11 protein-coding genes and 1 pseudogene are annotated in these 15,507 nt (G+C 58.7%); 7 read left to right on the forward strand and 5 right to left on the reverse strand.

Translation table 11 applies throughout. The features are described from left to right. The first annotated feature begins 114 nt into the window (after nt 1-114). Nucleotides 115-501, forward strand: coding sequence for a 2-iminobutanoate/2-iminopropanoate deaminase (gene ridA, locus ABLV30_RS23955; RefSeq protein WP_009652347.1), 387 nt, complete (start codon nt 115-117; stop codon nt 499-501). Nucleotides 502-568: 67 nt separating this feature from the next. Here ridA and mgtA read toward each other — a convergent pair whose 3' ends face one another. Beyond that, on the reverse strand, nt 569-3,277 hold the full coding sequence (gene mgtA, locus ABLV30_RS23960) for a magnesium-translocating P-type ATPase (RefSeq protein WP_265800862.1): 2,709 nt from the start codon (nt 3,275-3,277) through the stop codon (nt 569-571). A 378-nt stretch (nt 3,278-3,655) separates the two neighbouring features. Between mgtA and treR the strand changes: the two genes are divergently transcribed. The 3 genes from treR (at nt 3,656) to treC (ending at nt 7,860) form a co-directional block, all read left to right on the forward strand. After that, on the forward strand, nt 3,656-4,603 hold the full coding sequence (treR, locus tag ABLV30_RS23965; RefSeq protein ID WP_014227667.1) for a trehalose operon repressor TreR: 948 nt from the start codon (nt 3,656-3,658) through the stop codon (nt 4,601-4,603). Nucleotides 4,604-4,731: 128 nt separating this feature from the next. Beyond that, on the forward strand, nt 4,732-6,150 hold the full coding sequence (treB, locus tag ABLV30_RS23970; RefSeq protein ID WP_014227666.1) for a PTS trehalose transporter subunit IIBC: 1,419 nt from the start codon (nt 4,732-4,734) through the stop codon (nt 6,148-6,150). A 54-nt stretch (nt 6,151-6,204) separates the two neighbouring features. Then, a complete protein-coding gene (gene treC, locus ABLV30_RS23975) occupies nt 6,205-7,860 on the forward strand; it encodes an alpha,alpha-phosphotrehalase (RefSeq protein WP_265800861.1) in 1,656 nt (551 codons plus the stop codon). A gap of 123 nt (nt 7,861-7,983) precedes the next feature. Here the strand turns inward: treC and celB are convergent, their stop codons facing one another. From celB to ABLV30_RS23990, 3 genes are all read right to left on the reverse strand, one after another. Beyond that, the gene (gene celB, locus ABLV30_RS23980; protein ID WP_014227664.1) at nt 7,984-9,339 is read right to left on the reverse strand and encodes a PTS cellobiose transporter subunit IIC; all 1,356 of its coding nucleotides are present in this window, start codon (nt 9,337-9,339) and stop codon (nt 7,984-7,986) included. 26 nt (nt 9,340-9,365) lie between these two features. Next, nucleotides 9,366-10,673, reverse strand: coding sequence for a 6-phospho-beta-glucosidase (locus tag ABLV30_RS23985; protein ID WP_014227663.1), 1,308 nt, complete (start codon nt 10,671-10,673; stop codon nt 9,366-9,368). A gap of 79 nt (nt 10,674-10,752) precedes the next feature. Further along, nucleotides 10,753-11,061: a PTS sugar transporter subunit IIB gene (locus ABLV30_RS23990; RefSeq protein ID WP_014227662.1), complete on the reverse strand. Its 309-nt coding sequence runs from the start codon at nt 11,059-11,061 to the stop codon at nt 10,753-10,755. Between the two features lie 259 nt (nt 11,062-11,320). Here ABLV30_RS23990 and ABLV30_RS23995 point away from each other — a divergent pair, with 259 nt between their 5' ends. The 3 genes from ABLV30_RS23995 (at nt 11,321) to nrdG (ending at nt 15,358) form a co-directional block, all read left to right on the forward strand. Beyond that, a complete protein-coding gene (locus ABLV30_RS23995; RefSeq protein WP_128696639.1) occupies nt 11,321-12,064 on the forward strand; it encodes a MurR/RpiR family transcriptional regulator in 744 nt (247 codons plus the stop codon). Nucleotides 12,065-12,434: 370 nt separating this feature from the next. Further along, on the forward strand, nt 12,435-14,573 hold the full coding sequence (gene nrdD / locus ABLV30_RS24000) for an anaerobic ribonucleoside-triphosphate reductase (protein WP_122116685.1): 2,139 nt from the start codon (nt 12,435-12,437) through the stop codon (nt 14,571-14,573). A gap of 320 nt (nt 14,574-14,893) precedes the next feature. Beyond that, nucleotides 14,894-15,358 carry an anaerobic ribonucleoside-triphosphate reductase-activating protein gene (nrdG, locus tag ABLV30_RS24005; RefSeq protein WP_032718943.1) on the forward strand — a complete coding sequence of 155 codons (465 nt, stop codon included), beginning with the start codon at nt 14,894-14,896 and terminating at the stop codon, nt 15,356-15,358. A gap of 7 nt (nt 15,359-15,365) precedes the next feature. Here the strand turns inward: nrdG and ABLV30_RS24010 are convergent. After that, nucleotides 15,366-15,500: pseudogene (locus tag ABLV30_RS24010) on the reverse strand (hypothetical protein); the annotation flags it as partial. Between the last annotated feature and the right edge of the window lie 7 nt (nt 15,501-15,507).

Consider the following 15,507-nt stretch of genomic DNA (forward strand, 5'->3'; position numbering starts at 1 on the left):
GCGTTATCCGCTTTTCTCCTTCGCAAAATGCGGCCTGCTTAATGATAAAGCAGCCAGCACTCTTTATAATGACCCACGCCAGTCAGATTACATTCACATATTTCAGGAGAACTCATGTCTAAAACTATCGCGACGGAAAATGCGCCAGCAGCCATCGGCCCGTACGTTCAGGGCGTTGATCTGGGTAACATGATCATCACTTCCGGCCAGATCCCGGTAGACCCGAAAACCGGTAGCGTGCCGGAAGATGTCGCCGCTCAGGCGCGTCAGTCTCTGGAGAACGTGAAAGCTATCGTCGAAGCCGCGGGCCTGAAAGTGGGCGATATCGTTAAAACCACCGTTTTCGTCAAAGACCTCAACGATTTCGCCACCGTTAACGCCACCTATGAAGCCTTCTTCACCGAGCACAACGCTACCTTCCCGGCGCGCTCCTGCGTGGAAGTGGCGCGTCTGCCGAAAGACGTAAAAATTGAGATCGAAGCGATCGCCATTCGTCGCTAATCGTAGACAGTATGAACAAAGGCAGCCCGTGGCTGCCTTTGTTGTTTCTGCAGGTAAAGCGCCTCGCTCACTGCCAGCCGTAGCGGCGGCTGTAGAAGCCTTTGACCATCTGGGTTAGCGTCATATAGCCCGCAAGGATCGCTATCAGCCATGGGAAGTAGCTGAGCGGCAGCGCCTGAAGCTGCAGGTAGCCCGCCAGCGGCGAGAACGGCAGCGCAATCCCCACCACCATCACCAGCAGCGTCATCACGATCAGCGGCCAGGCCGCGCGGCTCTGGATAAACGGGATCCGCCGCGTACGGATCATATGCACAATCAGCGTCTGCGACAGCAGGCCAACCACGAACCAGCCGGACTGGAACAGGGTCTGATGTTCCGGCGTGTTGGCGTGGAACACCCCCCACATCAGGCAGAACGTCAGAATATCGAATATGGAGCTGATCGGCCCAAAGAAGACCATAAAGCGGCCGAGATCCGCCGGGTTCCAGCGCTGCGGTTTACGGATCTGCTCATCGTCCACGTTATCAAACGGAATGGCGACCTGGGAGACATCGTACAGCAGGTTCTGGATCAGCAGATGCAGCGGCAGCATCGGCAGGAACGGCAGGAAGGCGCTGGCGACCAGCACGCTGAAGACGTTACCGAAGTTGGAGCTGGCGGTCATTTTGATGTACTTGAGCATATTGGCGAAGGTCCGGCGGCCTTCAATAACCCCCTCTTCCAGCACCATCAGGCTCTTCTCCAGCAGGATGATATCCGCCGCCTCGCGGGCGATATCCACCGCGCCGTCGACGGAAATACCGATATCCGCCGCGCGCAGCGCCGGAGCGTCGTTAATGCCGTCGCCCATAAAACCCACCACGTGTCCTTCGCGTTTCAGCAGGGTCACGATACGCTCTTTGTGCAGCGGCGCCAGGCGAGCAAACAGGGTGGTACGTTTTGCCAGCTCGCCCAGCTCATCATCATTCAGCGCTTCAACCTGGCTGCCGATAACCACGTCACCCGCGTCCAGCCCCACTTCATGGCAGACTTTCGCCGCCACCAGCTCGCTGTCGCCGGTCAGGATTTTGACCGTAATACCGCTGGCCTTCAGCGCCTTCAGCGCCGGGGCGGTGGTCTCTTTCGGCGGATCGAGGAAGGCGATATAGCCTTCGAGGATCAGGTCTGACTCATCCGCGCGCTGATAGTCGCCTTCGCGGGCGGGCAGGTACTTCGTCGCCACCGCCACCACGCGCAGTCCCTGACGGTTGAGGGTGTCGGTTACGCGACGGATGCGCCGCAGCATGGTGTCGTCCAGCGGTACGATGTCGCCGTTATAGCGCACTTGGGTCGAGACGTTGAGGATCTCCTGCAAAGCGCCTTTGCAGATCAGCTGGTGAACATTGTCCTGCTCCTGCACCACCACCGACATACGGCGACGCTCGAAATCGAACGGGATCTCATCGACTTTCTGCCAGCGTTCCGCCAGCCCGCGCGCTGACTCCAGCTCGACGCCCTCCAGCACCGCGGTATCGAGCAGATTCTTTAGCCCGGTCTGATAGTGGCTGTTCAGCCAGGCCGTATGCAGCACGCGTTCGCTCACCTTGCCGGAGACATCGGTGTGGTTCTCCAGCACGATTTTATCCTGCGTCAGGGTGCCGGTTTTATCGGTGCACAGGATGTCCATCGCGCCAAAGTTCTGTATCGCGTCGAGGTGCTTGACGATCACTTTCTGTTTCGACAGCTTCACCGCCCCGCGCGCCAGGGTCGAGGTGACGATCATCGGCAGCATTTCCGGGGTCAGGCCCACCGCGACGGAGAGCGCGAACAGCGCCGCCTCCCACCAGTCGCCTTTGGTGTAGCCGTTAATCAGCAGCACGATCGGGGTCATCACCAGCATAAAGCGGATCAGCAGCATGCTGACCCGGCTGATGCCTTTCTGAAAGGCGTTCGGCTCGCTTTCCTGCTCGCTGACGCGGCCAGCCAGCTGGCCAAACCAGGTGCCGCCGCCGGTAGCGAAAACAATCGCCTGCGCCGAACCGCTGACCACGTTGGTGCCCATAAAGCACAGGGTGTCGCACTCCAGCGGGTTTGCCTGCAGCGGGTCGCGGGTGCGGGCCACTTTTTCCACCGGCAGCGATTCACCGGTCAGCGAGGCCTGAGCGACAAACAGGTCGCGCGCCTGAATGACGCGCAGGTCTGCCGGGATCATGTCTCCCGCCGATAGCTTGACGATATCCCCCGGCACCAGCTGGTCGATGGGCAGCTCGCACCAGCGGCTCTCGCCCTGTTCGTTCACCACCCGCAGGACCGTCGCGGTGTTGCTGACCATCGCCTTCAGGGCGTCCGCCGCTTTAGTTGAACGGGCTTCCTGAATAAAGTTCAGCAGCGTGGAGATCCCCACCATCAGGGCGATAACCGCGGCGGCAAACAGATCTTCCGTTGAGTAGGAGACGATACCCAGAACGGTCAGCAGCAGGTTGAAGGGGTTGCGGTAGCAGCTCCAAAGATGCACCCACCACGGCGACGGCTTCTGCGCCGGGATCTGATTTTCGCCATACTGCGCGATTTTCTGCGCCACTTCGCCCGCATTGAGCCCTTCCGGATGGCTGGCGAAGGCGCGCCAGATTTCATTCCCATCCATTGCCGCCACGTCCAGGCACTGCTTGCCGAGGGAGTCCGGGATCGGCGCGCTCGCCAGATTGCGGGCATCGGGTAGCGGACCGCGTTGTACTAAACGACGCGGTAAATGACGACCAAGCTGGGCAAACAGCTGGCGGGTAAAATTTTTAAACATAAACAGTCCCTCCGCGCTCGCGCGAGCGAACGCAGGCTACCGACAGGCGCGAGTCAACCTTACCTGTCAGGCATGTTATTTTTATGGCAGGGACGTCAAAGACATCGCTGCTTTACGCTTCCGGTAAAGCAGCGCTACGCAGATTTACCGGAAAAAAAGGGGGCTCCATCGAGGATGAGGAGTGGGATCGGGGTCCATAAAATCTCCGGTAAATGAATACAAACGGCGCGAATTATACCGTCGCCGATAATCTATTTGTGGCTATTATGGCGATAATACCCCCGGGCAACTAAACCAGACGTAAACCAGACTTTGCTCATTGTGGTTTCGTTGAGTAGCATTAGGCTCACTTTAAGCGGACCACAACGAGAACTCTGCATGCAAAACCGGCTGACCATCAAAGATATCGCACGCTTAAGCGGCGTCGGGAAATCGACGGTATCGCGCGTGCTTAACAACGAAAGCGGCGTCAGCGAACGCACGCGTGAGCGCGTTGAAGCGGTGATGCAGCAGCACGGGTTTTCGCCCTCACGTTCCGCCAGGGCGATGCGCGGCCAGAGCGATAAAGTGGTGGCAATCATCGTCACCCGTCTGGATTCGCTGTCGGAAAACCTCGCCGTACAGACCATGCTTCCCGCCTTTTACGCTCAGGGCTACGATCCGATTATGATGGAGAGCCAGTTCTCCCCGGCGCTGGTCGAGGAGCATCTCGGCATGCTCGCCCGGCGCAATATCGACGGCGTGGTGCTGTTTGGTTTCACCGGCATCCATGAAGAGATGCTCACCCCGTGGCGAGAGACGCTGGTGCTGCTGGCCCGCGACGCGCCGGGCATCGCCTCCGTCTGCTATGACGATGAAGGATCGATCAGGATGTTGATGCAGCGCCTGTACGATCGCGGGCATCGCCACATCAGTTTCCTCGGCGTGCCGCACAGCGACATCACCACCGGGCAGCGCCGCCACCAGGCCTACCTCGATTTCTGCCAGAAAAAACACCTCACGCCCCTCGCCGCGCTGCCGGGCCTGGGCATGAAGCAGGGCTACGAAAACGTCGCCGGCGTGCTGTCGGCTGAAACCAGCGCGCTGGTCTGCGCCACCGATACCCTCGCGCTGGGAGCCAGCAAATATCTCCAGCAGCAGGGAATCGATCGTCTCCAGCTCGCCAGCGTCGGCAGCACGCCGCTGATGAAGTTTCTCCACCCGGAGATCCTGACGGTCGATCCCGGCTACGCCGAGTCCGGACGCCAGGCGGCGCAGCAGCTGATCGAGCAGATCGCCGGAAACCGTGAACCCCGTCAAATCGTGATTCCCGCCGTACTGAATTAAGCCTGTCTTAACGATTTATGTGATCTTCGCCGGGTTTCGGGAACGTTCCCATTTTGCAATTCAAGCGGAGCGAGTAGGATCCAATGCAAGTTAAATGCAACCTCTCCCCTCGGTCATGAGGCCTCATCATGAGTAAAGTGAATCAGCAGGACATCGATAAACTTATCGAACTGGTGGGCGGGCGCGACAATATCGCCACCGTCAGCCACTGTATTACCCGTCTGCGCTTTGTGCTGAATAATCCAGCCATTGCCAAACCGAAAGAAATTGAACAGCTCCGCATGGTGAAGGGCTGCTTTACCAACGCCGGTCAGTTCCAGGTGGTGATCGGTACCGAGGTTGGCGACTACTATAAAGCGCTGCTGGCGACCACCGGCCAGGCCAGCGCCGATAAAGAACAAGCCAAGAAAGCCGCGCGGCAGAATATGAAGTGGCATGAACAGCTCATTTCACACTTCGCGGAGATCTTCTTCCCGCTGCTGCCTGCGCTGATCAGCGGCGGTCTGATCTTAGGCTTCCGCAACGTGATCGGCGATCTGCCGATGAGCAACGGCCAGACGCTGGCGCAGATGCACCCGTCGCTGAAAACTCTTTATGACTTCCTGTGGCTGATTGGCGAGGCGATCTTCTTCTACCTGCCGGTGGGTATCTGCTGGTCCGCGGTAAAGAAAATGGGCGGCACGCCAATCCTCGGTATCGTGCTGGGCGTTACGTTAGTTTCTCCGCAGCTGATGAATGCCTACCTGCTGGGCCAGCAGGTGCCGGAAGTATGGAACTTCGGCCTGTTCACCATTGAGAAAGTCGGCTACCAGGCGCAGGTGATCCCGGCCTTGATGGCGGGGCTGGCGCTCGGCTTTATCGAAACGCGGCTGAAACGCATCGTGCCTGACTACCTCTATCTGGTGATCGTGCCGGTCTGTTCGCTGATCCTGGCGGTCTTTCTCGCTCACGCCTTTATCGGCCCGGTTGGCCGCATGATTGGCGACGGCGTGGCCTGGGCCGTGCGTCATCTGTTAACCGGCAGCTTCGCGCCGATTGGCGCCGCGCTGTTCGGCTTCCTGTACGCGCCGCTGGTGATTACCGGGGTCCATCAGACCACGCTCGCCATCGATATGCAGATGATTCAAAGCATGGGCGGTACGCCGGTCTGGCCGCTGATCGCGCTGTCCAACATCGCCCAGGCATCGGCGGTGGTGGGAATCATCATCGCCAGCCGCAAGCAGAACGAACGCGAAATCTCCGTTCCGGCGGCCATTTCCGCCTACCTCGGCGTGACGGAACCGGCCATGTACGGCATCAACCTGAAATACCGCTTCCCGATGCTCTGCGCGATGGTCGGCTCCGGTCTTGCCGGGCTGCTGTGCGGACTGAACGGCGTGATGGCCAACGGCATCGGCGTCGGCGGCCTGCCGGGTATCCTCTCCATTCAGCCAACCTACTGGCAGGTTTACGCGCTGGCGATGGCTATCGCCGTGGTCGTGCCGATTGTCCTGACAACGGTTGTTTACCAGCGCAAATTCCGCCAGGGCACCTTACAGATTGTCTGACGTCTTATTTTCGGGGCGCGCTGCCGCCCCCCTTTTTTGTAGCAGGAACGCAATATGAATACCCTTCCCCTCTGGTGGCAAAACGGCGTTATTTATCAAATCTATCCAAAGAGTTTCCAGGACACCACCGGGACCGGCACCGGCGATTTGCGCGGCGTGACCTCCCGCCTCGACTATCTGCAAAAGCTCGGCGTTGACGCTATCTGGCTGACGCCGTTTTACGTCTCGCCGCAGGTGGATAACGGCTACGATGTGGCCAACTATACCGCTATCGATCCCGCCTACGGCACGCTCGACGATTTCGACGAGCTGGTGGCCCAGGCGAAGGCGCGAGGAATTCGTATCGTGCTGGATATGGTGCTGAACCACACGTCGACCGAGCACGCCTGGTTCCGCGAAGCGCTCAACAAAGAGAGCCCGTATCGTCAGTTCTATATCTGGCGCGACGGCGAACCGACCACACCGCCGAACAACTGGCAATCTAAGTTTGGCGGCAACGCCTGGCAGTGGCACGCCGAAAGCGAGCAGTACTATCTGCATCTGTACGCCGTCGAGCAGGCGGATCTGAACTGGGAAAATCCGGCGGTGTGCGCGGAGCTGAAAAAAGTCTGCGAATTCTGGGCCGATCGCGGCGTCGACGGCCTGCGCCTCGACGTGATCAATGTTATCTCCAAAGACCAGACCTTCCCGTCCGATACCGCGGGCGACGGCCGGCGCTTCTATACCGATGGTCCGCGAGCGCACGAATTTTTGCAGGAGATGAGCCGCGATGTCTTTACCCCGCGCAACCTGATGACGGTGGGCGAAATGTCCTCCACCACGCTTGAGCATTGCCAGAAGTACGCGGCGCTCGACGGCAGCGAGCTATCGATGACCTTTAACTTCCACCATCTGAAGGTGGACTATCCCGGCGGCGAGAAGTGGACGCTGGCGCGCCCGGATTTTGTGGCCTTGAAATCGCTGTTCAGGCACTGGCAGCAGGGGATGCACAATCGCGCGTGGAACGCGCTGTTCTGGTGTAATCACGACCAGCCGCGCATCGTCTCCCGCTTCGGCGACGAGGGGGAGTACCGCGTCCCGGCGGCGAAAATGCTGGCGATGGTGCTGCACGGCATGCAGGGCACGCCCTATATTTATCAGGGCGAAGAGATTGGCATGACTAATCCGCACTTTACGCGCATCACCGATTATCGCGACGTTGAGAGCCACAACATGTATATCGAACGCGCGGCTCAGGGCCGGGACGCGGATGAACTGTTGGCGATTCTGGCCAGTAAATCGCGCGATAACAGCCGCACGCCCATGCAGTGGAACCGCGGTGAAAATGGCGGATTCACCGCAGGCGAGCCGTGGATTGCGCTGTGCGACAACTATCGCGAGATTAACGCCGAGGCGGCGCTGGCGGACCCGGAGTCGGTGTTTTATGCCTATCAGCAGCTGATTGCGCTGCGCAAGAGCACGCCGGTGCTGACCTGGGGCGACTATCAGGATCTGCTGCCGGAACATCCGTCGCTGTGGTGCTATCGCCGTCAGTGGCAGGGGCAAACCCTGGTGGTCGTGGCGAACCTGAGCCGCGAGTTCCAGCGCTGGCAGCCGGAAGCGATGAGCGGCGACTGGCGGATGCTGATGAGCAACTACGCGGAGGCGGCGAACCGCCCTGCCGATATGACCCTGCGTCCGTTTGAAGCGGTATGGTGGCTGCAGGAGTAACCCCTACCCGACTTGCGCTGAGAGTCCCGGGTCGCGCTGCGCTGACCCGGGCTACAGGTTCACCCTCTTCTGCGAGCCGGTAGCCCGGACAGGCGCGTCAAGCGCCGCCTCCGGGAATATGCTTTAAATACGATCGGCCGCAGACAGCGTCGCGCTGGCTTCCGGCTGCGCGGACGCCTGCTCTTCTTTCGCCTTCAGGCGATCCCATGCCCGGAAGAACGGATAGTAGATCACCAGCGAGATCGCCAGGTTCACCACCTGCAGCACCGCGCCGGAAATGTGCCCTCCCGTCGCCAGATAGCCGCTCATAAAAATAGGCGTGGTAAACGGCAGCGCAATCCCCGCCGGCTTCATCACCAGCCCGGTGGCCATCGCGGTATACGAGACAATCACCAGCAGGACCGGCGTCAAAATAAACGGCAGGAAGAAGTACGGGTTCATCACCAGCGGAATGCCGAATACCATCGGCTCGCTGATATTGAACAGCGCTCCCGGCGCGGCAATTTTCCCCAGCTGTTTCATCTGCTGGCTACGGCTGCGCAGCAGCATAAAAATCACCAGCCCTAACAGCGCCCCGGTACCGCCGGGCGCAATCCACAGGTCATAAAACTGCTGGGTGATGATATGCGGGATCGGCAGCCCATTCTGAAACGCTTCCAGGTTTTCCGACATATTCGACAGCCAGACCGGGCGAATAAACACCAGCACAATGGTGTCGCCGTGCAGCCCCAGGGTCCACAGGATACCAATCAGGATCACCGAGATAATCATCCCCGGCAGCGAACCGCCGACGTGCGACATGGGAATACCGATAAGGGTGGTAATCATGCTATTGATATCGCCGAACGGCGAAGCTTCAACGATCAGGCGCAGCGCCAGCACCACGGCCAGCACGCAGAAGCCGGGGATCAGGGCGAGAAAAGATTTCGCCACCGCGGGCGGTACGCCCTCCGGCATGCGGATCACCAGATTACGGCTGGCCACCAGGCGGTAGATCTCCGTGGAAAGCAGCGAAATCACAATCGCCACAAACAGCCCCTGGCTGCCAATCATCCCCACCGGCAGCACGCCTTTGACAAGCTGCGCCGCCGAACCGTCTGCCGGCGTAAAGAGCGTCACCTGGGGGATCGTCATCACAAACGCCACCAGCGACATCGCCCCGGCGCTGAGCGGGTCCAGGGTGCGATATTTTTCCGCCAGCCGGTAGGCAATGCCGAACGCGGAGAGCAGCGCCATGATGTCATAGGTCGCTTTGACCGGGTACAGCATCTTATCGCGCCAGGCATCGCCAAACACGCTGGTCATCATCTCACCGTAGCCGGGAATCGGCAGGTAGGCGAATATCAGGAAAAACGAGCCAATCAGCATAAACGGCATATTGAGAATAATGCCGTCGCGTACCGAAAGGACATGCTTCTGACCGCCGATTTTCAGCGCGGCGGGCATGACATAGCGTTCAATAAATGAAGTACGAGACATAGTGGTATCCCCGAAGGCGGAAAAGTTTAGTTAAACTGCGTTAACCAGGGGCGGTTGATGGTTAACACCTCATCAAGCAGCGCCCGGGCATCGGTCACATTCCCGACCAGCGGGTTACTCACCAGCGCCAGCAGCGCGCTATCCCGGCAGCCGTGGACCGCGGCCTCAATCGTCAAGCGCTCGAAGGCTTTCACCTGTTGCGTCAGACCGTTCATGATCGGCGGCAGCGCGCCAAAGGCCAGCGGTCGTGCGCCCTGCGCGTCAATAATGCTGTTAATTTCCACCACCGCATCATCATCGAAGCCTTGAATCGCGCCGTTGTTGCGGGTGTTGACGACCATCTCTTTGCCAAGATTGTTGTAGATGGCGTTAATCAGCTCCACCGCCACTTCGGAGTAGTACGCCCCGCCGCGGAAGCTCAGCTGTTCGGGCTTTTCATCCAGCTCGGGCCGGGCATAGATATCAAACAGCTCCTGTTCCACCTTCATCACCTGTTCCGCGCGGGTGCCTTTGGTTTTGGCCGCCTCAATCTCTTCCGCCAGCATCGCCGGCGTCAGCCAGAAATAGCGATGATAGGGACAGGGGATGGCCTTCAGGGCCCGCAGAAACTCCGCCGGCCACGGCAGCGATTGAATATTGTTCATCGAGAGCGATTGACCGTCACACAGCATGTCGATGACCTTACTGGTCACCTCTTCCCGCCCCTGCATCACCTTGTGTACCCAGACCATATGATTCAGCCCGGCGAAGCTCAGCCGGACCTCCTCTTCTTTTGCGTCCAGCATTCCGGCAATCATGTGCTGCATATTGATGGGCACGTTGCACAGGCCGATGATTTTCGCGCTGCTGTAGCGGCTCACCGCCTCCGTCACGATCCCTGCCGGATTGGTAAAATTAAGGATAAAGGCGTCGGGCGCCAGCGCTTCCACCTTGCGGGCAACCTGTAAAATCACCGGAATCGTGCGCAGCGCTTTGGCAAAGCCGCCGACGCCGGTGGTTTCCTGACCCAGCAGATGGTACTTCAGCCCCAACCGCTCATCCGCCGCCCGCGCCGCCAACTGCCCAACCCGCAGCTGGGTCAGCACGAATTGAGCGCCGCGAATGGCCTCATCGAGGCCGAAATGCACGCTGACCTTCACCTGTTCAAGGCCATGGCGCTTTAGCATACGCTGGGTCAGCGCGGCGATAATCGCCACTTTCTCGCGCCCGGCTTCGACATCCACCAGCGCCAGTTCCGTGACCGGAATCTGCTGATGGCGAAGGATAATGCCTTCGATAAGTTCCGGCGTATAGCTGCTGCCGCCGCCGATGACGGCAATTTTCAATGTTTGCATAGTGGCCTCATTTTTGGCGTACAGATCCCCGCGCAAGGCCGCAGCGGCGTTGCGAAATGAACGCGTTGATGGGAAAGGGTTAGGAGTTCAGCAGAGCGAGCGCTTTATCGAGGACGGCGGCCCCGCGCATCATGCCGTAATCCGCCATGTCGATCACCGCCACGGCTTTCCCGTGCGGTGCAGCAAGCTCCGTCAATCGGGCCGCTTCATACTTCACCTGAGGCCCCAGTAAGATCACGTCGGCATTGGGCAACTCGCGCTCAAACTCGGCGACGGGTACGGCGTAAATCTCCAGCCCCAGAGCGCGCTGCTGCGCCTCGGCCTTCATTTTGTTAACCAGCATGCTGGTGGACATTCCGGCGGCGCAGCACAGGACGATACGTGGCATAATTCCTCCCAATGGATTTGGCGTAAGCGAGCGCTAAACAGACACCATCGACTATAAGACGAGGTGCCGGTATGGGTGAAGGCTATATGAAAATTTTTTTCACGTACGTGATCGGAGCGTTATTTTTCACCTCTTTACTCCGGCATAAAAGCGAAAGCGGCAATAATCTCAGGCATCGTGCGTGATTGCGTGGTATAAAAAGCCCTCATACTTGAAAAATATTTTCAATCAGGCGGTGGCGGAGAAAGAGGCTGAAAGCATGGATATCGTAGGACAGTTACAGGAAGGCATGACTCGCTTTAGCGCTCAGGAATCAAGAGTCGCGGCATTTATTCTGCAGAATTTAAGTTTTACCGCCAGCGCTTCGATTGATGAACTGGCGGTGCGCGCTGGCGTGAGCGCAGCCACAATTACCCGCTTTGCCCGCTCCGTCGGCTGCGAGGATATTCGTGATTTGCGAAAGCAGCTGGCGCAGGCTTGCGAACGTCGTACCAGCTGGCTTAACGAGGAGAGCGCCGCGCTGCCCGCCGCGTGGCGCGACAAATTAAGCCTGATTAGCACACATCTTGAGCAGCAGCTGGTGAGCACGCCCGAATCAACGCTGCAAAAGCTGCGCACGCGCCTGCAAAATGCCCGCGCCGTACACTGTTTCGCCCTCGGCGCACAGGACATCGCGCTGGCGACCCTGCTTCAGCACCAGCTGCTTTCCATCGGGATCGTGATGAATCTCTGCCAGGACAGCGCCCTGATGCGGATGATCGCCAGTACCCTCAGCGACGATCATCTCCTGCTGGTGCTGGCAACCGGCGAGGCCGACGCGATTTTGCAGGGCGCGACCCTGCTGGCCCGGGTACAGGAAGCGACAATTTTCGCCCTCACCCCCGTCAACCACGCGTTGAGCAATATGGCCTCCGCGCTGCTGCCCCTGCCTGAGAATGCGCAGGCCGCGCGTTACGCCCTGCTGCTGCTGGTTGACCTGCTTAACGACGCGCTGCTCGCCTGACGTTATTCCTTTCGGGCCTGAATTTCCTGCGTTCAGGCCCCATTTTTGCTTATTTTATAAGCGGATAAATTTACATTAAGCGCAAGCGCCCATCATTCCTGCTCTCCTCTTTTTACTTTGTTCTGCATCAATAAAATTGCAAACATCTTTGATGCAAAGCACTACATATAGAACTTAAAATGCGTCCCGGCCCCACATATTGTATTAATAGTCTATTATGTCACCACACCCATCGTACTCAGGCGGTGATGGGATGTGGATAAAAAGGGCCGGGATCGGAGGGAAACGGCGGCAGCTACAGCGCCCCGGGACTTCGGTTGACCTTCCGCCTCTGTGGATAACCTGTTCTGTAAAAAATTATGGAGTGATCATGACACCGCATGTGATGAAACGCGATGGCTGTAAAGTGCCGTTCAAGTCAGAGCGCATTAATGAAGCAATTCTACGTGCAGCTAAAGCAGCGGGAGTCGATGACGCAGACTATTGCGCCACCGTCGCAGAAGTCGTTAGCCAGCAAATGCAGGGCCGCGCCCAGGTGGATATCAGCGAGATCCAGACCGCCGTTGAGAACCAGCTGATGTCCGGTCCCTACAAGCAGCTGGCGCGCGCCTACATTGAATATCGCCACGACCGCGATAGCCAACGTGAAAAGCGCGGTCGTCTGAACCAGGAAATTCGCGGCCTGGTTGAGCAGACCAACTCGGCGTTACTCAACGAGAACGCCAACAAAGACAGTAAAGTCATCCCTACCCAGCGCGATCTGCTAGCGGGCATCGTCGCCAAGCACTACGCGCGCCAGCACCTGCTGCCGCATGACGTGGTCATGGCCCACGAGCGCGGCGTGATCCACTATCACGATCTCGACTACTCCCCGTTCTTCCCGATGTTCAACTGTATGCTGATCGATCTTAAAGGCATGCTGACCCAGGGATTTAAAATGGGCAACGCCGAGATTGAGCCGCCGAAGTCGATCTCTACCGCTACCGCGGTGACGGCGCAGATTATCGCTCAGGTCGCCAGCCATATTTATGGCGGTACGACCATCAACCGCATCGACGAAGTGCTGGCGCCGTTTGTTACCGAAAGCTTCAATAAGCACCGTAAAATTGCCGAAGAGTGGCACATCCCCGACGCCGAAGGCTACGCCCGTTCCCGCACCGAGAAAGAGTGCTACGACGCCTTCCAGTCGCTGGAATATGAAGTGAACACCCTGCATACCGCTAACGGTCAAACGCCGTTCGTGACCTTCGGTTTCGGCCTCGGCACCAGTTGGGAATCGCGTCTGATTCAGCAGTCCATTCTGCGCAACCGCATTGCGGGACTCGGTAAAAACCGTAAAACGGCGGTATTCCCGAAGCTGGTCTTCGCCATTCGCGACGGCCTGAACCACAAGTTTGGCGATGCGAACTACGATATTAAGCAGCTGGCGCTGGAGTGCGCGAGCAAGCGCATGTATCCGGATATCCTCAACTACGATCAGGTCGTGAAGGTGACCGGCTCGTTCAAAACCCCGATGGGCTGCCGCAGCTTCCTCGGCGTGTGGGAAAACGAGGACGGCGAACAGGTGCACGATGGCCGCAACAACCTCGGCGTTATCAGCCTCAACCTGCCGCGCATCGCGCTGGAAGCCCGTGGCGACGAGACTGAGTTCTGGAAACTTCTCGACGAACGCCTGCAGCTGGCGCGTAAAGCGCTGATGACCCGCATCGCCCGTCTGGAAGGGGTGAAGGCTCGCGTGGCGCCGATTCTGTATATGGAAGGCGCCTGCGGCGTGCGTCTGAAAGCGGACGACGACGTCTCTGAGATTTTCAAAAACGGCCGCGCGTCGATTTCGCTGGGCTATATCGGCATTCATGAAACCATCAACGCGCTGTTCGGCAGCAAGCATATGTACGATAGCGCAGCGCTGCGTGAGAAAGGCGTCGCCATCGTTCAGCGCCTGCGCGAAGCGGTAGACCAGTGGAAAGACGAGACGGGCTACGGCTTTAGCCTGTACAGCACGCCGAGCGAAAACCTCTGCGACCGCTTCTGCCGTCTGGATACCGCTGAGTTCGGCGTGATCGAAGGCGTAACCGATAAAGGGTATTACACCAACAGCTTCCACCTTGACGTAGAGAAGAAGGTAAACCCGTACGATAAAATCGATTTTGAAGCGCCTTATCCGCCGCTGGCTAACGGGGGCTTTATTTGCTACGGCGAGTACCCGAATATTCAGCACAACCTGAGAGCGCTGGAAGACGTGTGGGATTACAGCTATCAGCACGTGCCCTATTACGGGACCAATACGCCGATCGACGAATGCTACGAGTGCGGCTTTACCGGTGAGTTCGAATGCACCAGCAAAGGCTTCACCTGCCCGAAATGCGGCAACCACGATGCCTCCCGCGTGTCGGTAACCCGCCGCGTGTGCGGCTATCTCGGGAGCCCGGACGCCCGTCCGTTCAACGCCGGCAAGCAGGAAGAAGTGAAGCGCCGGGTTAAGCACCTGGGCAACGGGCAGATCGGTTAATTCCAGGTGGTTTTGCCCCTCCCCTAATCCTCTCCCCTGCCGGGAGAGGGGACCGGCCGGCCACTCGAGCCGTTCCCGGATCGCGGCGCAAAGCGCCTTATCCGGGCTACAACCGCGTATGCGGCTCTTCGTAGCCCGGCCGAGCGCAGCAACGCCGGGAGTCGTTCCCTTTACAAATGCAAAGCCCCTCCGTTTTCGCAAAGCAATTCGCGTCAGAGCAAGGCGGCAAACGAGGGAATCCCCGGGAGCGTACATTAAGTACGTGACTGGGGTGAGCGAGCGCAGCCAACGCGGCTATGGCGTTAATTGAGAAGCGAAAAATGAATTACCATCAGTACTACCCGGTAGATATCGTTAACGGTCCGGGCACTCGCTGCACCCTGTTCGTTTCCGGCTGCGTTCACGAGTGCCCCGGCTGCTATAACAAGAGCACCTGGCGGCTAAACTCCGGCATGCCGTTCACCGCCGAGATAGCCGACCGCATTATTGCTGACCTCAACGATACCCGCGTTAAGCGCCAGGGGATCACGCTTTCCGGCGGCGACCCGCTGCACCCGCAGAACGTCCCGGAGATCCTTAAGCTGGTGCAGCGCGTTCGCGCCGAGTGCCCCGGCAAAGATATCTGGGTGTGGACCGGCTACAAGCTGGACGAACTTAACGCCGCGCAGATGCAGGTGGTGGATCTCATCAACGTGCTGGTTGATGGCAAATTTGTGCAGGACTTAAAAGACCCGGCGCTGATCTGGCGCGGCAGCAGCAACCAGGTTGTACATCACCTGAGATAGCCTCCCGCTACAGCCGTTTATGGACGTTCCGATAGACGGCTAATTTCTCTCGTTTTCCCACAGCAATAACATAAACCCTCACCACCTCATCCCGAACCTGATATACCCGTCGGTATCCCGAAGCGCGCGCGGCTCGAACTCTGGCTGCG

Origin of the sequence: Klebsiella sp. CN_Kp113 (assembly GCF_040064585.1) — a bacterium.
In the GTDB taxonomy this organism is placed as follows: domain Bacteria; phylum Pseudomonadota; class Gammaproteobacteria; order Enterobacterales; family Enterobacteriaceae; genus Klebsiella; species Klebsiella michiganensis.